Source organism: Gemmata obscuriglobus (assembly GCF_008065095.1).
GTDB lineage: Bacteria > Planctomycetota > Planctomycetia > Gemmatales > Gemmataceae > Gemmata > Gemmata obscuriglobus.
Map to the genome: position 1 here is coordinate 3,575,567 of NZ_CP042911.1, position 19,363 is coordinate 3,594,929.

At 68.7% G+C, this 19,363-nt stretch carries 9 protein-coding genes; 1 reads left to right on the forward strand and 8 read right to left on the reverse strand.

Annotation, left to right across the window (positions count from 1 at the left end; translation table 11 throughout):
• Positions 1-99: 99 nt before the first annotated feature.
• On the reverse strand, positions 100-1,542 hold the full coding sequence (locus tag GobsT_RS14790; RefSeq protein WP_010036357.1) for an amidohydrolase: 1,443 nt from the start codon (positions 1,540-1,542) through the stop codon (positions 100-102).
• Positions 1,543-1,660: 118 nt separating this feature from the next.
• On the opposite strand from GobsT_RS14790, the gene GobsT_RS14795 reads away from it, so the two are divergent.
• Positions 1,661-2,203 carry a DUF2721 domain-containing protein gene (locus GobsT_RS14795; protein ID WP_010036358.1) on the forward strand — a complete coding sequence of 181 codons (543 nt, stop codon included), beginning with the start codon at positions 1,661-1,663 and terminating at the stop codon, positions 2,201-2,203.
• Between the two features lie 197 nt (positions 2,204-2,400).
• Here the strand turns inward: GobsT_RS14795 and GobsT_RS14800 are convergent, their stop codons facing one another.
• The 7 genes from GobsT_RS14800 to GobsT_RS14830 form a co-directional block, all read right to left on the reverse strand.
• Positions 2,401-5,793: a HEAT repeat domain-containing protein gene (locus GobsT_RS14800; protein ID WP_010036361.1), complete on the reverse strand. Its 3,393-nt coding sequence runs from the start codon at positions 5,791-5,793 to the stop codon at positions 2,401-2,403.
• Between the two features lie 404 nt (positions 5,794-6,197).
• Positions 6,198-8,495 carry an alpha-amylase family protein gene (locus GobsT_RS14805; protein WP_232068356.1) on the reverse strand — a complete coding sequence of 766 codons (2,298 nt, stop codon included), beginning with the start codon at positions 8,493-8,495 and terminating at the stop codon, positions 6,198-6,200.
• Positions 8,496-8,840: 345 nt separating this feature from the next.
• Positions 8,841-9,338 carry a hypothetical protein gene (locus GobsT_RS14810; protein WP_010036365.1) on the reverse strand — a complete coding sequence of 166 codons (498 nt, stop codon included), beginning with the start codon at positions 9,336-9,338 and terminating at the stop codon, positions 8,841-8,843.
• Between the two features lie 371 nt (positions 9,339-9,709).
• Complete coding sequence (locus GobsT_RS14815) at positions 9,710-10,750, reverse strand: prenyltransferase/squalene oxidase repeat-containing protein (protein ID WP_010047750.1); 1,041 nt, start codon at positions 10,748-10,750, stop codon at positions 9,710-9,712.
• A gap of 130 nt (positions 10,751-10,880) precedes the next feature.
• Positions 10,881-13,994 carry a hypothetical protein gene (locus GobsT_RS14820; RefSeq protein WP_010047752.1) on the reverse strand — a complete coding sequence of 1,038 codons (3,114 nt, stop codon included), beginning with the start codon at positions 13,992-13,994 and terminating at the stop codon, positions 10,881-10,883.
• Between the two features lie 143 nt (positions 13,995-14,137).
• A complete protein-coding gene (locus tag GobsT_RS14825; protein ID WP_010047754.1) occupies positions 14,138-16,429 on the reverse strand; it encodes a hypothetical protein in 2,292 nt (763 codons plus the stop codon).
• Positions 16,430-16,542: 113 nt separating this feature from the next.
• On the reverse strand, positions 16,543-19,068 hold the full coding sequence (locus GobsT_RS14830; protein ID WP_010047757.1) for a hypothetical protein: 2,526 nt from the start codon (positions 19,066-19,068) through the stop codon (positions 16,543-16,545).
• Positions 19,069-19,363: the final 295 nt, after the last annotated feature.

Below are 19,363 nucleotides of genomic sequence, written 5' to 3' on the forward strand. Positions count from 1 at the left end.
GGATTTGGGCCGGAGAGGTACAAGAATGGTAAACCCGCCAGACCAACCTGTCAACATTATTAGTCGCGAGTTGCGCCGAATTTATCTTCAACAGAAAGGTTACTCTCCGCCCTTGCGCTTCGGCGGGTCGCGGTAGTCGAGCGGCGGCGGCTGGTCCTTGTCGAGCATCGCCGCGTACTTGCGCCCGTCGAGGCGCTTCGTGTGCTCGGCCTTCGCGGCGTCGCGTAGCTTCTCGTCGGTGAACAGGTCGAACGCGGTGGCGGCGAGCGTGCGGGCCGCGAGGTTCATGCCCTTCTTGCCGATCGTCGTACCGCCGCACGCGACCGCCTGCCAGGAGTGGCCCGGGGTGCCCGGCACCCAGCACGCGGTGCCGAACCCGACGACCGGGACCGCCCACGACACGTCGCCCACGTCGGTGCTGCCCCCGCTCGACTTCCCGGACACGTCGAACACATGCGAAATGTCGTCCAGCGGCGGCGCCTTGTCCGGGAACGTTTCGCGCAAGCGGAGCGCGAACTTCGTTTCCGTGTCGTCGTACTTCAGGTCGTTGAGTGCGGTGAGGTTCTTCTTCGCGACCTGCGCGAGTGTGTCGTTGGGCAGGATCTCCATCGTGCCGCCCAGGTACACGACTTCAAGCTTCGTTTCGGTCGCGAGCGCCGCCCCCTGGGCGCACTTCAGGAGCCGCGGGTAGAGCTTCTGAACCACGTCGGCCTTCGGGTGCCGCACGTAGAAGAACCCCTCGGCGAACTCGGGCACGACGTTGGCGGCCCCGCCCCCGCTCGTGACGGTGTGGTGCAGCCGGGTGCCGTCGGGCGTGTGCTCGCGCATCAGTTCCACCGCGTGCATCGTGAGCACCAGGGCGTCCAGCGCGGATCGTCCCTTTTCCGGCGAACCGGCGGCGTGTGCGGCGGTGCCGTGGAACCGGAACTTCACCGCGATGCGCGCGAGGCAACTGGCGTCGCCGGCCGAGTTCCGCGCGCCCGGGTGCCAGTGGAGCACCGTGTCGCAGTCGTCGAACAGCCCGGCTCGCGCCATGAACACCTTCGCCGCCCCCCCCTCTTCGGCCGGGCACATGTAGAACCGCACCGTGCCCTTCAGTTTGCCGGCCTTGATCTGCTCCGCGATGGCGATACTCGCGGAGAGCGACGCGGTGCCGAACAGGTGGTGCCCGCACGCGTGGCCGTACCCGTTACCGTCCTTGCGCGGCTGGCGGAACGGGACGGCATCTTGTGACAGCTCGGGGAGCGCGTCGAACTCGCCCAGAATGCCGATGACGGGTTTGCCGCTGCCGAACTCGGCGGTGAACGCGGTCGGAATCTTGGCCACGCCCTTCGTCACCTTGAAGCCCGCTTTTTCGGCCACTTCGGCAAGCGCGAGGGCGGATCGCTTCTCCTGGTAGCCCGGCTCGGCGAACTCCCAGATCTTCAGCGCCACCGGCCAGTTGGCGTCGGCGTGCGTCCCGGCGGACGCGATCGCGGCGTCCTTTTGGGCCAGCGCGATCGCCGGTGTGAGCAGAGCAACAAGAACGGGAAGCAATCGCATGGTGTGTCCTGGGGCGACGAGGGTACTCGATTCTCACCCGCACACGCGGTCCGAGCAACGGTTTCGCGGTCGGGCCGGTGGGGGGCTCCCTACACTCATTTAGGAGGGAACCCCGCACATGACCGCGATCGATTTTCTGGGCGCCGGCGAGATCCTCGGGGCGATGATCACGCCGGCTCTCCTCATCAGCGCGTCGGGCACGCTGTCGCTGTCGACCGCGAACCGGCTCGGCCGCGTGGTGGACCGCATCCGCGCGCTGACCGAGGTGGCCGAGGGGCTGCCGGACGGGGTGGTCACCGAGGAGGTGGTCGCGAAGCGGGCACTGATCGCGGACCAGATCCGGTGGCACACGCAGCGGCTGACCCTGCTCCAGAGCACCATCGTGACGCTGTACACGGCCATCGGGCTGCTGGTGGGCGCGAGCCTGACGGTCGGGCTGTCGGCCTCGACGAAGTGGGCGCTGGGGTGGATCCCGGTGGCGTTCGGGCTGTCGGGCGCGTGCGCGCTGCTGGTGGCCGCGGTGCGGCTCATCCGGGAGTCGCGGCTCGCGGTCCGCGGCGCCCAGGTGGAACTCAGTTACGTGGCCAAGGTGGTGGCGCGGAAGACCACCGTGCCGGTTCCGATCATGGACAAGCCCGAAGGCGGCCAGGGCGAGGGCTAGGCGTTCACATGCCGGGATCATGTGCGTTCGTGCGGGACCCAGCCTACACCGGGCATCCTATGGTATGCCACCGGCGACTCACGGTTGCTTGAGGCGCTTGCGCCTGCGGGGTGTTGCCCTCGATCCTTGGTTCACGGCCCGTTGGTCCCGGTGGCGTCCCGCCTTCCACAAGCGCGGTACGCGCGGAGCAATCCCACTCACCGGACGCCCGCGGCGCGAGCGGCGGCCGGGTCCACGCGCCGCAGCGCCCGCGCCAGAATCGGGGTCAGGTCGTCGTCCGCGTGCGCGGCCAGCGCGTCCGCCAGCACCTTCGACGCCGGACGCGCCGATGCGTCCAGTCGCCCTGCTACCGCGTACTCTGGCAACAGGTAGACCGAGTTCCGAACCGGATCAGGCGGCGCCGTCAGCGCGCCCACGAGCGCGGTCATCACTTCGACGGCACGCGCCGGATCGGCGCGGAGCAGCAACTCCCCCACTTCCGCACGGCGCAAGTAGTTCGGATCGGCATAGTACTTCGCAAAGATGTCGGCCGCCGGCGCCAGCGCCGCGGAACTCAGCCCGCGCAGCGTGGTCAGCGGTTCGCGGTTGTTCGTCACCCCAACGACTATCGGCCGCGGATCACCTTGGAGCACCTGTTCTTCCGGCGTGAGCGGCGCGAGCGCGTAGCGTGCCAGGGTCCGCACCGCGTCCGGCTGGCCCGACGGATCGATCGCCAGAAGCGCCTCCGCGGTGGCCCAACGGATCGCCGGGTACTTGTCGTTCAGTGCCTTCGTGAGTGCCGGAACCGCCGCCGCCGCCTTCGGCCCGATTTTCATCAGTGCCAGCGCCGCGCGCACCCGGATCTCCGGCGAGCGGTCGGGAGCGAGCCGCGCCGTCAGCGGGCCGACCGAGTCCGGCGCGGCCCGTACCACTGCGCGAACGATTGAGTGGGTTTCTATGCTGTGCCAGTCGCCCGCATCCTTGTCGCTGGCTTCGACCAGGAGCGCGGCGTGTGCCCGCAGCGCCCGCGGGTCCGTTTCCGAAACCGCGAACGCCGTGTCTCCCAGGCGAAGAGCGGCCATCGGATCGCTCCACGCCCCGCGTTCAATTACCCGGGCCAGCCGGAGCGGCAGCAGGCGCCGGTTGGTCGCCCGGTGCCACGACTCGATGGCCTTCTGCTGCTCGGGCGTCGGGTGAACAAACGGACGCCCGAGCGCTACCGCTGCCGCCCGCGCCGATACCGGGTCGCTCTCGCCCGCGGCCCGGGCACGGAGGCGGGCTTCGTCCTTGCCCGCAACGCCGACGGTGGCGAGTACGCCCCACGCCGCTCGCCGAACGGAAGCAGTGCTGTGGGCCGTGCCGTCGGCCGCGAGCCGTCGCAGTGCGGGGTCGGCGTCGTTCCAAACCGAAGGGCCGAGGATGAAGTCGTCGGCCAACAGGTTGAGAATCTCGGCGGTTCTGTCCGGTGCGTGGTGAACGAGGAATAAAGCGAGCCCGTGGCACCGGCGGCCGTCCCGACGAGCGAATTCAATCAACTCGGGAACGGCAGTGCGGGCCGCCGGGCCGAGCGCGATCAGCGCTTCCGCCGCGTACAATCGGGCGTCCGTGTGATGCTTCCGGGGGGATTTCCGGCGCCCGGTGAGAACGTCCGTCAGCCACGGCACGACCGCCGGATCGGCCGGGTCGATCCGGCCGACTGCGCCGACCGACCGAACGATGGTGCCCACCGGGGATTGCTCGGTCAGTGGGGCGTCCAGGCACGTCCGCAAGAGGGGAAGGGCGGTGCGGGCGTGCGTACCGAGCGCGCTGAGGGCTTTGGCCGCGATTTCCCCGTGGTACGGGGCCGTGCCGTCTTTCGCCCTGAGCCAGTCTTCCATCTTGAGCCCGCTTTCGACCAGGGCCATCAACTTCGGAACGTGCGGCGTGGCCGCGGCCCCTTGCTTGCCGAGCAGCTCAACGGCCAGGTAGGCGTCTTCGGTCCGCTCCTCGACGACCGCCACAATGGCGTTGATCGCCTCGGGATCGCCCGGAACGACCTGCAGGATCGCGTCTGCGGTGCGGAGGATTTCTTCGCGACGCGTGCCCTTGAGGCCGCGGCGCATGAACGGCACGGCGGCCTTCGCCGCAGGTCCGAAGCGCCCGGCCAGTGCCACCGCGGACTCGAACGCCGGCGGGCCGTCTTTGTCGGCCGGGGCCGCAAGGTAGCGCACCACGAGAGCGAGCGTCCCGTCCGCGCCCGGTCCGGTCGTCGGCAGCCGATCGAAGGCGTTCGAGAATCCGGGCTTGCCATTGGGTGGCAGCACCCGCGCCGCGACGAAGTCGAGGGCCGCCTGCGGAAGTTCATCAAAGAGGCGGAGCCACTCGTCGAACCACGTCTCGAGGATCGGGTCGGGCTCGCGGCGCAAGTACTCCGCGACTTGGGGAACAGCCGATGGCGGCCACTGCCACGAGAGCAGGTCTCGCGCGGTGGCCCGGCGCGCGCTCGGGTCCGGGTCGGCGAACGCCGGGGCTAGCGCGTCCGGGTCGGTCGCGCCTGCCGTCTGTAGCACCTGAAGCGCGGCACGTTTCGCGCGCAGCGTCTTGCCGTTACGGAGCTCGGGCGCGGCGACGGCGCGCACCTGCTCCTTTTCCGCCGCCGAGTTACGCGCTTTGGTCAGGCGCTCGCGCACGACGAGCGGCAGATAGTTCGGTTGGCGGCGCGCGCCGGGTTCGTCGAACTGCTGCTCCCACACGGCCCACACGGGCCACTCGTGGGCGAGTACGACCGGCAGACCTTTGGCGAATTCGCCGGACAGTACCAGGACCGCGCCCCCGATCCCGGCCAACTTCTGGTCCGGGTCGGCGAGCAGCGGCACCCATTCGGCCGCCTGTTCCGGGGTGAGGCGGGACCAGACGCGCACGTCCTCCTCGCTCGGCACCGGCGCAGTGCGACCGACCTCGGTAGGGCCCCGAACGAACGCGGACCACAGGAGTTCGCGGGCGCGGGCGCGGCCGGGGTGTTTCGGGTCGCGGAGGATCTTGAGCAGCGCCGGGTACGAGGGGTCGTCGGGCCGGCAACCAATGGTCTCGATGAGTTTGAACGCCGCGTCGCGTCGCGCGGGAACTTCGGACACGAGTCTCGGAGCGGCGACGAGGGCGCCGATGCGTGCCGGGTCGCTCTTGGAGCCCGGAAGGCCGAGCGCGCGGGCGAGGTGCGCGTCGGAGCGCTCGGGTTCGATGGCGCACTCCGCGAGTGCGGCCCAGTACGCGACGCCGCGGTCGTTCTTGATCGACCGGAGGGCGGGGAGTGCCGCGCGGGCCGCCGGCCCGCGGCTGGCGATCTCCCGGAACGCACCGATCCAGGAGGAGTAATCGGCGGAGTTGTCGAGTCGGTCGATCACCTCGTCGACCGTCAACTTCGACAGATCGGGCGGCGCCGGTGGTGCGGGCGGCGCGTCCAGCGGGTCTGGATCGGGTGCGTCGAACGGGTCGGCGGGTTCGGCTTGCGCCACGTCTTCAGGTAGAACCAGTGCGGGGCCAGGGGTGTGAGTGAACCGGATCAGGAGCGCGGCGACCAAGACGGTCGCGAGGACCGCGATACCGGAAAGGAACAGGGCCGGCCGTCGCCGCATAGTGTACCCTCGTGTCGGGTTCGGAAGTGCGCTTCTTCTCATGGTAGCGAACGGAAATTGGTCCGCGGTGTTCGCGTCGGCTACTCGGGGCGGTGCGTACCGGAACCCGGCGGGGCTGGCCAACGAGCACTGGTTCGCTGTGAACAGACATGCGCGGACGGAAGGGCACTTGCTCTTCCGCCCGCCTGGAGGCGTGAACGGTTGCGGCGAGCCCGGGCGGCGTTTCGAGCCAGAACGCCGCCACGGCCCAGGCGCTTACGTCATCGGGTTCGGTCACAAGTCTTAACGCCGCATCACCTGTTGCGATGACACTTCGTTGAGGTCTTCCGTCAGTTCGTGCGGTTCGCGGGCTCTCGTCCCAGGTGCGGCAAACCGCCGGAGCCGCAAGGGCTGGCTCGTCAGACCTACCCCAGCTCCACCACGGCCATCGTGTGGATTTCGAGCTTCGGGACCGCGAACGTCGTCTCCTCGCCGCGCTGCTTGAACGGCAGTACGCGCGCGCCGGGTTCCTGGCGCACCTGCTTCACGCGGTACCCCCGCAACGTGACCTCAATGTCGTGAATCGGGATCGTCTCCTCGCGGAGCGGCACTTCCTCGGCCGGGTGCCCGTGCCCCGCGGTCGTGCTCACGTCGTTGAACAGGTGAACCACGAGCCGCTCGCCGTCCCGGCTCTGTCGCACCGTGGTCGCGTGCACGCACATCGGCGCCGTCACCTCGACCGGCGGTGCCGCCGCCGCCGCCCAGCGCAGCGCCCGGGCGAGTGTGGCGCGGTAGTACGGATACGACGACAGGTAATGGGCCGCGTCGATCCCGGCCGCGAAGTAGACCGCCTTCCCGGTCGCGGCTGTGCGAGACACGATCGCCGGCAACGGTTCGCCTTTCGAACTGTCCTTCGGGCGCACGGTCGCATGGACGGTGCTCCCGGGGAGCGGCTCGGTGCGGACGACCGGGCCTTTGAACGTGACGAACTCGGCCCCGATCAGCGCGTCCAGTCGTTCGGTCGCCAGCAGCGGCGAGTCGGCGCCGCGCTTGAAGTCCCAAACGCCTTTGCGCTTCGCCCAGTACTCGGGAGGGAGCGTTCGCGCGAAGTTCTCGTCGAGCCTGTCGTCCCCCTTTCCGGCCACCGCGATTCCTTGGTGGGTGACGCCCAGGACGTTTGCGAGCGCGGGCGTTTTACGCGGGGTGCCGAACTCGTCGCACAGCCCGGTGTCCAGGCTCGCCACGACCCCGCCGCCGCGCTCGACGAACTGCGCGACCGCCGCGCACTGCGCGTCGCTCAGGCAGGCCGCGTTGGGCAGCACCAGCACCTTGTACGGTGCCAGATCCCCGGGCGTCAGGTTCCAGTCGTTGATGAGGGTGACCGGCAGGTGCTCTTCCAACGCCGCCCGGAAGAACCCGAACACGTTCGCGAGGTACCGCTCCTCCACCTGGCCGCTGCTGCGGCCGTAAAACACGCGGGTGTTGTCGCTCACCAGGAGCGCGGCCCACGGCTCGGGGCGATTGTGGGTGAGCCACGGCTTCCGCTCCGTCAACGCGGCCAGGCTGTTCTTCACGGCGGGTTTGAGGCGCTCGGGTTGGAGCACCGCGAGACTCGGGCCGGCCCCGTGGGTGAGCGCGAGCAGCACCCGCCGCTCGACCTCGTGGGCCGGGAAGCTGTCCTTACCGTAAGGGTTCCCGCGGCTCATCAGGTACGGCTCGGCGAAGGCCGTCCGGTGGTTCGTTACCGCCCACACGTAGGCCGCGCCGAACGCGGGCACCACGCTCGACCCGCGGTTCGTCTCGTCCATCCAGAACTCCTGGTCCGGGGCGTCGAACAGGAGGTTCAGCCGGGCCGGCATGTTGCGCGGGATGTCGAGCAGGTGCCCGAACCGCCCGGCGTTGGTGGTCCAGGTGACGAGTGCGATGTCGGGGTTGAGCGCTTTGAGCCGCTCTTGCATCCGCTGGACGAGGGCTTCGAGCCGCCGGTCCGCCCAGTGCAGGTACTTGCGGAACGCCTCGCTCTGCATGTCGCGCTTCGGGATCGGCCCGCCGGTGTCGGACGTGTAGTTCGCGCGGCAGTGCTTGCAGTAGCACCCGCCGGCGTGGTGCAGCCCGTCGAAACTGAACGCGCTCACCGCCGGGAACTGCGTGGCGATCTCGCACAGCACATCAATGAAGAAGTCGCCGTATGGCCCGAGCGGGCAGAGCATCCCGCCGTGCGCGAACTTCTTCAGATCGACTTCGGGCACCTGGTCCGTGTCGGTGGCGACGCGGCGCCAGTCCGGGTGCAGTTCCCACACCTCACCCTGAAGCGTGGGCGGGTACACGCCGAGGATGCGCACGCCGAGCTTCTGGTACTCCTCAATGTCCTTTTTCACTCGATCGAGCGGAACGTGCGGGCTGCGCCGCTTCAACAGCTTGCTGTCGTAGTAGGCGTACAGTGGGTCCACGAAGCCCACTTCGCTGAGCGTCACGCCCCACCCGGCGGCTTCCTTTCGCTGGGCGGGGCTCATGACCGACAGCGTGTACCCGACGCCGACGGTGTCCCGCACCCACGCGGGCGGTTCGACCGCGCGGAACGCGCCCTTCTCGAACGGCTGCGGCATGACGGCCGCTCCCCAACCGGACACCGGCTTACGGTCCGCTGGAGCGGCCGATGACACAAGGGCGCCGGTTGCGGCAGCGGCAATGAACTCGCGGCGATCAGGAAGGGGTTCGGGCACGGTGGGGCTCCGAGAGGTCAATGGACCCGAGTGTACCGCTTTGGTGAACCCAATGCTCGCACGAATTGCTCGCCGAATCGGTTGAGGTGTCACTCAACACGGACGATGCAACCGGGAGGGGTATTTGATCGATGTTTTGTCGGCGCAGTCGTTTTGATCTGGCGACGGCCGTGACGAGATCGATCGCCGGATCGGGGCATTCCCAGGTTACACCCGCCTGTGTCAGCAGGCGGTTCGACCGTGACTTGTCGAACCGCCTGCGTCAGCAGGCGGGTGGCGCACAACCAACGAACTGGAAACTACCGGGTTCAGTCGCGCACCGGTTGTGCCGCAGCAGGGTGGAGTTCACTTGCCGGGCGTTTCTTGTGCGTTGTACTCGTCGGGCAGGTCGGCTCGGCACCCGACGCATTCGAACACGCCGTGTTTGACCAAGTTGAGCCAGCCGCACGCCACGCAGCGCCGGAACTCGCACCGCGGGTCGAATCCGGCTGTCGGTTCGAGACCGACCGCGCGCAGAGCGTCGGCCACCGCGTCCCACGAATCAGGTTCGGGGCAGTAACCCGTTGACTGGTTGCTGACCCGTGTGACGACCACACGCCCGCGCTCGATCGCGAAGCACATTTCGCCCGCCGCGCGCACCGGGCGGTTGCCCGCACAGGCGACGTGTTCCGAGTGCCGGTCGGCAACGAGTAGCGTGCCTTCGGCGCTGACGACGAACGTGACGGTAACGTTACCCGAACTGAGCCGCGGTAGCAGGTCGGTAGGAGTGCTGACGGGCACACCGCACACGGCGGCCCCACTTCGCGCGGCGATCGACCGCGGCCCGACGTAGTGGTAGAGCATCGAATCGGCTCGGCGAGCTGATACAAGAGCCCGTCGTGAGTGTCGCGTTCCTGACGAGCCGGGGGCGTCCGGGAGGGTAGCGCGTATACCGCTCCCGGCCCGTCAAGGACAGCGACACGACCACCGGGCACGAGGACGAGAACGGGCGGCTTTTTGCGGCCCGTGCGGGGCGCACGCTTCTAAAGGCCGTTTTTGACAGGATCGACGGGATGAACAGGATAAAGACCGATCGATTTTAAATCCTGTTCATCCCGTCGATCCTGTCAAAACGGTCTTCGCGTCCCCATCGCGCGTTCGTGCCCCGCTTTCTGACGATCCTGTCTCGTCAAGAACAGCGACACGACCACCGCACACGAGGACGCGAACGCCGGTCACTTCTGGTAGATCGGCAGGTAGTGCGTCGGGACGCTGAGGATCAGCACCGCAATAGCGGTCTGGTAGGTCGGACCGTAGGCCGCCTCGCGGTAGATGTCGTGCCACTCGCCGGTGCCCTTCTGAAAGCCCGGGGCGAGCAACTGGTCCCGCATCCGCTTGTAGTACTTCTCCCACAGCTCCCCGCCGACCTGGTTCATCGCGTGGCACGCGTAGTAGTGCCCGTACCAGAAGTGCCCCTGGTCGTCGCCCGTCTTGGTCAGGAATTCGACCGCCTTCTTGATCTCGTCCGCGTCGTACTCGCCGCAGAGCTGGAGCACGCACACCCCGGCCGCGGTTCGCGCGTACCCGGCGCCCGCGGAGAACGGCTGGTACTTGTACCCGCCGGTTTTTTTGTCGTAGCACCGGTTCACGTACTTCAGGGCGTCTCGCATCACCTTGTCCGGCACGTGGATGCCGGCGTCCTTCGCGCCGCGCAGCGCCATGACCTGCATGATGGTGACCGAGATGTCCGCACCGGTCGGGGACGGGTCGTACCGCCAGCCGCCCTCGTTGTTCTGCGTCCTGACGATCAGGTCGATGGCCCGCTTGGTGACCTTCTTCACGTTCTCGTCGCCGGTCATTCCGTAGGCCTGCGTGAGGGCCAGGGTCGCCATCCCGTGGCAGTACATGTTGCCGCCGCGGGCGCCGACGAGGTAGCCGTCGGCGCGGGCGGCGGAGCACAGGTGGCCGACGCCCTTCGCGACGTGCCGGCCGTAATCGCCCTGGTCCGGCATGTGGCCGTTCGCCATGAACGCCAGCAGCACGAACCCGGTGATGGCGGTGTTGCCGCTGGCCCAGGCGCCGTCGGCCTCCTGCCGGCCGGCGAGGTACTTGAGTGCCTTATCGACGGCCTTCTTGGTCGCGTCGTCCATCTTCACGTTGTCCTTCGGGGCAACGCCGGGCGCGCTGTCGGCCTGCGGCGGTTGCGTGCCCGCGGGGGCGGCGAACGCGCCCGCGAGCGAGCCCGTCAGGACGAACGAGAAGAAGAAGCGGCGCATGTGGGGCTCCGGCGGGCGCCTCGGGAACGTGCGGGCGGGGCGAGAATAACCAAGCCGGTGAGCCGTGTTGCGCTCGCCAGCGCGTGCGGTTCACCGGCCCGGCGGAACGACGAGCGGGGCGGCCTCCGGGTCACTTGCCGCGCGGGGCGGTGCCCATCGGCTTCCCGTTCTTGATGGTGACGTTGTACTGCTTGATCAGTTCGCGGAACTCGGCCGGGAACTGGGCGTCGGTGGTCTGCTGCACCTTGTCGCGGTCCTTGCTGCGGAGCTTGATGAAGGCGCCGTCCCCGGTCGTTCCGGTTCCGGACGAGCCGGCGTTCTTGAGCTTCTCGCCGCCGGCGCGGTCGCCTTCGCTCGTCCCCATGTTCGTACTCTGTTGGGACGTGCCCATTCCCATACCCATTCCCATCCCGGGTTGCATCCCCATCCCGGCCTGAGCCATACCCGTGCCCATCCCCGGCTCCATTCCCATGCCCATGCCGGGTTGCGTGCCCATTCCCATACCGGCCTGGGCCATCTGACCCATTCCGGGTTGGGCACCGGGCATGCCCTGGGCCATTGCGGCCTGGTTCAGCGCGTCGAGCGCTTGCTGGAGCCCCTGAGCGGCCTGCTGCTGGCTCATTCCGGCCTGATCCGGTTGCCCCTTCTGCAATTGATCGCCTGCTTTCTGGAGCTGGTCACCGGCCTGTTGCAACTGGTTCTGCACGGCCATCGGCGCGTTCGCCTGGGCCTGCTGGAGGGCGGCTTGGGCCTCGGCGTTCGCCTGCTGCGACTTGCGGAGCGCCTTTGTGGCGTCGAGCACCTTCTGCTGGAGTTCGATGAGCTGATCGGTCGTCGGGCTCTCGGGCAGCTTGTATTTCTCGATCAGCTCCTTGATGTCCTTGTCGCCCGCATCCTTATCGTCCAGCGGGGCGCACGGGTTGTCCGGCGGCCCCTTGTCACCCTTCTTGTCCAGCTCGGCCTTCTGCTCCTGTTCAACCTTCACTTTCTTCAACGCGCCGAGCGCGCGCTCCTGGTACTCGATGCACTGCGGCACGTCGCCTTTCTCGAACGCTTTCGCGGCGAGATCGGCGGCCTTTGCGGCGTCGGGCATGTTCTGCTCGGCCGCTTTGATCGCGATGTACTTCTGGAGCGCCAGGATCTGCGGCCCGTCCTTCTGCTTGGCGTCGGCGGGCGTGCCGTCCGGGACGTTCAGCGGCTGTGCCTTTTTCGCCTTCTCGGCGGCGTCCTTCGCCTGCTCGATGGCCTTCGCGAGCTGCTGCGCGGCCTGCTGCGGGTCGACCTTGTTGGGCTGAAGCGCGGCCTGGTCCGCGGCCTCCTGGCCCTTCTTTTCGTCGATCTTCTTCTGCACGTCCTTTGCGGCGTCGGCGAGCTTGTCCGCGGCTTCTTTGGCCTTTTGGCCGCCCGCCATCGGCATGTTCATCGCGAGGTCGCTCTGCGCGCCCTCTTGCTTCGTGTTCGCATCGCCGACCTTGCCGGCGGCATCGGGGGCGAGTTCCTTCAGCTCTGCGCCCACATCTTTCGTTGACTGATTCAGGTCCGCTTGCTTCTTCGCGAGGTCCCCGGTTTCGGGCTTTTTCGGATCGCCGGCGGCCCGGTCGGCTGCCTTCGCCACGTCCTTCTCGCCTTTGGCGAGTTCGTCCAGTTTGCCCTTGAGGTCTTCGAGCTTGGCGATCTCGGCGCGGCGCTGTTCGATCGCCTTCGCTTGTTTTTCCAACTCGTCTCTGGCCCGTTCGAGGGCCTGCAGCGCGTCCTGCTGCTTCGGCTTCGCCGCGTCCGGTTGCTGGTTATCGAGTTGCGCGGCCGCCTGCTTTTGCGCGTCCAGCGCCTTGTCGAGCGCTGCTTTTGCGTCGGTGTTGGGCGGGAGCGGGGCGCCGCGTAGCTCCTCGGTCTTCTTGGCGACATCCTTCTGTGCGGTCGCGGCCTCGGGGGCACGTTCCGGCTTGGCCGAGGCCTTATCGGTTTTGGCGTTCGCGTCCTTCTGTTCCTTGATGATGGCGTCGAGGCGTTCGGCGGCCTGTTTGGTGGCGGCCAGCGAGTCCACCTTTGCGAGTTCCGCGGCGGCGATCTGGCGGTCGAGTTCGTCCTTCGCCTCGTTCAGCTCCTCCAGGGCCTGCTGCTGGGGCTCTTTGGCGCTGGCGATGTCGCGGTTGCGGAGCTTCTCTTCGGCGTCCCACTCTTTGCGCTCGGCGGAGCGGAGCTTCTCGGCCACGTCCGGGGCCGCCTCGAACGTCGCCTTATGGGCGTCGCGGGCGGCGAACTCGGCCTTGGTCTGCTGGTTGGCCAGTTCGTTCGCGCGGACGGTGTTCGGGTCGCTCCCCTGGCGCTGGATGCGGCGCACCTCGGCGGCGTCGAGCCGCTCGGCGGTGTCCCGGTTCACTTTCGTCTGGGCGCCGATCGCCTTATTGACCTCGGCTTGCGCCTTCTTGAGCGCGTCGAGCCGGCTGGCGGGCGGGGTCCGAAGCGCCGCTGCCAGATCCTTCAGCTCCTTCGTGTGGCGCCGCTGCGGCACGCTGGCACTGGTAAATGCACCCGCTTTTAGAAGGCCGGCGGTGTCCTTCATGTCCTCGGCCAGCTTCGCGCCGCGGGACAAAGCCTCGGCCCGTTCGAGCCGGGCCAGTTGGTCCGGGGTGAGCAGCTTCTCGGTCACCAGTCGGTTGACCTGTTTGAACACCGCGAGCACCTCGACCCGCAGTTCGCCCTGTTCGGCGGCGAGCGGCCCGCGGTCGTCGATGCGTACCGACCCGCGGGTGGGCAGGGTGGTGTTCGTGTGCGTGTCGCCGATCAGCGCGATCTGCTTTTCGGCCGCCCGCTCGAGCCGGTCGGCGGCCTCGTCGAGGTTCTTGATGACGTCCAGTTGGCCCAACATCACCTTGAGCTGGGTGATGATCGTCTTGCTCGCCTCGGCGGCCTCTCTTTGCTCCTTGGTCGCGTTGGCGGGCGCCGCGACGGCCGCTTCAAGGTGGGCGAGTACGGCCCGGATCTCGGTCTCGCTCAGCCCGCGGAGGTCGTCGGCCACGCCGCGGAGCATCTTCTGCTCGGCGCCCGGCGCGAGCCGCTGGAACATGAGCGCGTCGAGCGTCGAGGACGTGCGGCGCGCGGCCTCGTCGATGCGGGCTTTGATCTTCTGCTGGTCGTCCCGCTGCTTGGCCGGGTCGGCGCTCTTGTCCTGCGAGGTGGCGAGCGGAACGAGGAGCCCGACCAGGAGCAGCGCGGCCGCGAACCAGCTACGACGGGTCGTCATCGGCGGGCCTCCTTGAGGCGTTGGGGTCGTGGGAGAGCGGCGACCCGACGAGAATCCGTTAAGTATCCAACCGTTCCGCACCGAATGCAACCGGGAATCGGTCCGCCCGTTACCGGTTCGCTGCGGCGCCGGACGGGCCGGCGCTATTTCTTCTCCGGCTCTTTCGGCGCGTTCGTGGTTTGCCGGAACAGGTCGGCCTGGTCGGTGGCCAACTCGCGGAGCTTGTCCTGGAGCTGGAGCTGGAGCTGGCGGTTCTGCTCGTCGCGCATCTTGATCGCGACGCCCGCTTCCTCACCGGTCACCACGGTTTTCCGCCGGGCCTCGCGCGAGTGCCCCGGCGCGCGCCCGGGCGTAGGGTTCTTGTCGAACGCCTCGACGTATAATTCAACCGTGTCCCCGACCTCAAGTTTCGCGGTGGTGAACCCGCCGCTCCCGTCCGGGACGGTTTTTTGCAGCCCGTCGATCTCGAACATGTACCGCCCGCCGGCCTCCAGACCGGCGGGTTCCGCTTCCGGGTTCGGCGATGGCTGTGAGTAGAACTCGACGTTCACCTTGAACTGGTCGAACTTGCTCAGCCCCTGCCAGGACTTCTCGAACAGCCCCAGGTCGGGCACGTAGTTGCCCACGGCCGCCAGGTTCGCGGTGACCGGTTTCAGCGGGAGTCGCTTGAAGACCTTCTTGTTCTCGGGCCAGTTCCAGTCCTGGCGCGGGTGCTGGACCTGTTGCCACTCGGGCGGCATCGCGTCGGGGGCGACGCCCTTCGGGATCACCCGATAAGCGACGGCGGCCCGACCGACGCCCTGTTCCGAGCGGGCGCTGTAGACAACCATCACGCGCCCCCCTTCGGCGAGGGGGAACCGGTCGCCCCACTCGTGCGCCAGCTTGGCGGTGGACGTGCCGTGGTAGTTCTCCGGGTCCGGGTGCCGGGTGGACTCGGGCAGGAGCGCGACCGCCGGCGGGCGGTCCTCCAGCATGCGAACGGTGCGCCGGATCGGCACCTCGTTCGTGAACCCGCGGTCGTCGGTCAGTTCGATGCGGTAGCCGATCAGCTTCTCGTTCGTGGGGAACAGCCAGACCGCCGAGCGGCGGTCGGTGTCGATGTCGCGGGGCAACTGGAAGTTGTCCCCCGCCGACGGAACGAAATCCCGTTCGCGCGCCCCCTCGCGCAGGATCGGCACGAGCCGAGCGGACCGCACCGGCTTGTTGAACTTGGCGTCCACGCGGATCTGGGCGAGGGGCAGGGCGTCGCTCACGTCGCCGCGGACCCAGCCGTCGGTCCGGCGCACGAACGGCCCGCCGTCGGGTTGCGTGCCGAGGAACTTCGGGAGCCACAGTTCCGCGGTGAGTGCGTCGCCGTCGGGGCTGAGCTGCGGCCGCCCCTCGAACCGCACCCGGCCGGTTTCGCGCGTGCGGCCGCTGTCCAGGCGCGCCGAGAACCCGAAGTTGATGGACGAGGGCGGCAGCTTCGTGACGAAGTACGCTGCCCCGGGCTTGCCGGGCACCTCCTTCTCGTACACGAGGTCGTAGGTCTCTTCGGGCTGGCCGTCGGGCTCGACCCGTAGCCGGCCGCTGAACCCGGCGGTCGGCGGCGGGAGCGCGAACCCGAGTTCCGCACGAAGGCGGTCCGTGAACCACGGCCGCGGGTACGCGCCGGTCACCTCGTAACGCACCTGGACCTCCGCACCGATCGGCCATACCTCTTCGGACACGTTCTTCAACTGGATGCTGCGCGGGATCTCGGCGCTCACCAAAAGCTGGCGGCGGAGCAGCACCCCGGCCAGCGCGGGTTTCGCGAGCCCGAACACGGTCCAGCCGATCAGGACCGGCGCCGCCACGAGCAGCGCGAAGCCCAGCCGGCGGTAGTCCACGAGTTGTAGGAGGTTGTGAGCGGCGGCCAACTGGCCCGCCTCGCGCGTCACCGCGGCGATGAGGGCGGGCGACATCCCGTGCGTGCGCGCGGCCGGGCGGTTCAACTGGATGGCGGTTACGAGCCGGTGCCCGAACGCCGGGATCGCCTTTTCCGCATGCTGTGCGAGGTCGTCGATCGGCGGGGTGCGCAGCCACGGGCGGACGAGCAGCCAGTAGGTCAGCCCCAGGGCGAGGGCGAGCTGCCCGAAGGTCATTCCGGCGTGCATCCAGCCGGGGGTATCATCGATGACCGCGGCCGGCGGGGGGCGGAACCCGTGGGCGAGCCGCATGTGGTCGCTGAACCAGCGCTCCTCGGCGGTGGGTGCGGTGGGGGCGAACACCCAGGTGGCGCTGAGCACCCGGCGCCACGTCTCGGACCCGAGGTAGCGGTCGGCGGTCCAGTCGGCGAAGCACGCGAGCGCGAGAACGGTGCCGAGGATCGCGACCAGCCGCGCCCCGCCCCACACGACCCGGATGAGCCGCTCGGTGCGCCGCCAGTGCCGGAGTTGCTCGAGTAGCAGGTTCATTCGTCGGTGCCCAAACGCGCCAGCACGTTGGCTCTTTGTGACCCCTGCTCCCTTGCGGGAAGGGGCAAAAATCGAACGCCAGCGCGGAGGCGCCGGCCGGTGAGGCGGGTTACTCAGCTCAACCCGCTGAACTTTCGCAGGAACCACTCGACCGACAGCAGCCCGATGAGCAGGAACAGGGGCCACCGGTTCCACAGGACGACTTCCTCGCGCTTGGTGAACGTTGCGAACTGCGCCTTCACGTCGTCTGGTAGCCGGTGCAGATCTTCCTCGCGGTAGAAGCGGCCCGGTCGTTCGGCCGACCCGCTCTCGGCCGCGAGCTTCGCCATCTCGGCTTCGGCCAAGCTCCCCGGCGCCTGTTCGTGATCGGGCGGCAGCGTGACCCGGTATTCCAGCGTCGCGGGCGAACGGTTGCCCGGCGACACGTGGAGCTTGTACCGCCCCGCACGGCTGAACGTCAGCGGCGCGACGTACTCGCCGTCCTGGCCGGGCAGCTTCTGGAGCTTCACCGGCGTGCGGGCGTCTTTGTCGTCCCCGCCCCCTCCGATCCGCTCCAGCGTGGCGCTGACCTCGTCCGCGGTGAGCGCCTTAAAGTTCTCGTCGAGCACCCGGGCGTAAACCTGCCCGGTCCGGCCCTGCACCGGTTCGAGCGTGTCCAGCGACACCTGGGTCAGCTTCGTCCCCGTCGCCCGCGGGACGCCGGCCTGGTACACGCACTGGCTCCAGAACCGGCCGAAGTACCGGTCGGCCTCGTTGAACCGCCACTTCCAGGTGTCGTCGAACGCGCTGAACAGCACGTACCCCTTGCCGTAATAGTGGCCCGCCAGCAGCGGCAGCGGCCGGTCGTCCGGCCCGGGGGTGCGCTGGGTCGGGTGGACTAAGAACGCCTCGGCGCCGGGCTTCAGCCGCGTCACGGGGTAGTACCACTCCATCGGCTGCAACTGCTTCGTCTGCGACGCCCGCTCCGGGGGCTCGGCCGCTTCGGTGCGGGCGGTGCGGTCCCACAGCATCGCGTTGTCGGTCGGGATGTCTTCCAGCGCCACCAGCGGGCTGCGGATCGCGCTGGGCGCCAGCGCCGGAACGAACGGCTGGTAGTACCGGCCCCCCGGCGGGCGGGGCGGGAACTTTACCGGGACCGCCTCGACCGGGAGCACGTCCGCGATGGTGTGCCGGCCCGTCTCGGCGCTGAGCCACTCGTGCGGCGCGTGGACCTTCCCGGCGATGTGGATCAGCCCGCCCCCCTCGGTCACGAACTCCTTGATCACCTGCTGCTGGTCGGGCGTGAAGAACGCGCCCGGGACGTCGCCGATGATCAGGAGGTCGTAGGCGTTGATCAGCTTGCGGAACGACTCGCGCTCGAGCGCGAGGGTGCCGTTGTCCTGCTGCGTGAACTCGGCCAACCACGGCTCGCCGAGCTTCATCGCGTCGCGGTCGCCTTCGGTGAGGAAGAACCGCGCGTCCACCCGCCGGTCCCGCTGCAGCGCCCGCATCAGGAACTGGAAGTCCTTCCGCGGGAGCCCTTCGACCACGAGCACCTGGAGCTTCTTGGTGATGATCTGGGCCGGCTTGGTCACGGTGTCGGTGAGCGGGTCGCGCGCGCCGGGGCCGTCGGGCCGCACCGTGACCGTGACGGTCACCTCCTGCCGATTCGCCGCGATGTCTTCTTGCGTCGGCACGAAGCTGAGTTGCTCGCGGATGTCGTCGCCCTCGCGCACCGGGATGTCCCGCTTCGCGGCCACCTCGCGGTCGCCGAACTTCACCACGACGTCTACCTTGCCCGCGGCCACGCCCTTCACGGCGTACCGCACCGGCACCGTCACGATGTCGTCCTGGAACACGGACTCGGGCACGCTGGCGTCGCGCAGGCGGAGCTGTCCGAAGGACGAGCTGCCGACGCCGTAGACGTGCAGCGGCACCTTGCGGTCGCGGAACCGCTCGGCGAGTTCCGCGAAGGTCTTGCTGCCGCCGTTCTCGCGCCCGTCGGTGACCACCACCACCGCCGCGGGCAGGTCGTTGTCGTCTCGGTTGAGCAACTCCAGCGCGGACGCGACGAGGGCCGTGCGCGGCTGGTCGGGGGTCTGTGCCTTGAGCCACTCGAGGTCGTTACCGTCCTTACCGCCGGAGCGGGTCGTGCCGAACGTCGAGACCTCGAGCGGTCCGATCGCCTTGAGCCGGTTCAGCAGGTCGAGGCGCGGGTTCGTGAGCGCGGCGCGGGCGACCGCGAACCGCGACGGGCGCTCCTCCTTTTCCGGCGGGGCCGTCGGGAGCGGTTTGTTCGGCTCGATGAGGTCGAACGCCAGTGCCGCCCGCCAGTGGTCTTCCGGCGCGGGCCGCGGGTCCTTCTGGTCCATGCTCTGGGACACGTCGATGAGCACCGCGACGGGGCGCCGGCGCTGGGCGCTGTCCTCCCGGACCCATGTGGGGCGGAGCAGCAGGAACGCGACGACCAGCACGACCGACATGCGAACGCCCGCGAGCAGCAGCCGGCGCACGACGCCGAGCCCGCCGGCCTCGAACACGTACAGCGCCCCGACCGCGACCACCGCCGCCGCCGCAAGAAGCAGCGCCAGCCACGCGGGGAACCAGCCGCGGCGCTGCAACTCGGCGAACAGTTCGGCGGACGCGAACAGAGCGTTCATAGGCGCGCGGCACCCGTTATCGAACAAAGACCCGGCGTCTGACACCACGTCCGGTTGAAGGCGAGTTCCCAAGAACGCCGCCGCATGTATTCGTGGAGCGACCCACCCCCGACCCCTCCCTGCAGGGAGGGGAGCGAAGCACTTCGGAATCGCTTCGCACATCGTGTTCGCTTGGCGCTGACGCAGAACTCCCCTCCCTGCAGGGAGGGGCCGGGGTGGGTCGCTCCGCGAACACGCGCGCCAAACAACGGCTCCTCATCCACACCGTGAGAATGAGTACCAACTCGGCGCATCC

Excerpts from the sequence above, each read along its gene's own strand:
- GobsT_RS14825 (WP_010047754.1), bottom strand. The coding sequence starts at position 16,429 with ATGAACCTGCTACTCGAGCAACTCCGGCACTGGCGGCGCACCGAGCGG.
- GobsT_RS14795 (WP_010036358.1), top strand. The coding sequence starts at position 1,661 with ATGACCGCGATCGATTTTCTGGGCGCCGGCGAGATCCTCGGGGCGATG.
- GobsT_RS14815 (WP_010047750.1), bottom strand. The coding sequence starts at position 10,750 with ATGCGCCGCTTCTTCTTCTCGTTCGTCCTGACGGGCTCGCTCGCGGGC.
- GobsT_RS14800 (WP_010036361.1), bottom strand. The coding sequence starts at position 5,793 with ATGCGGCGACGGCCGGCCCTGTTCCTTTCCGGTATCGCGGTCCTCGCG.
- GobsT_RS14790 (WP_010036357.1), bottom strand. The coding sequence starts at position 1,542 with ATGCGATTGCTTCCCGTTCTTGTTGCTCTGCTCACACCGGCGATCGCG.
- GobsT_RS14820 (WP_010047752.1), bottom strand. The coding sequence starts at position 13,994 with ATGACGACCCGTCGTAGCTGGTTCGCGGCCGCGCTGCTCCTGGTCGGG.
- GobsT_RS14810 (WP_010036365.1), bottom strand. The coding sequence starts at position 9,338 with ATGCTCTACCACTACGTCGGGCCGCGGTCGATCGCCGCGCGAAGTGGG.
- GobsT_RS14830 (WP_010047757.1), bottom strand. The coding sequence starts at position 19,068 with ATGAACGCTCTGTTCGCGTCCGCCGAACTGTTCGCCGAGTTGCAGCGC.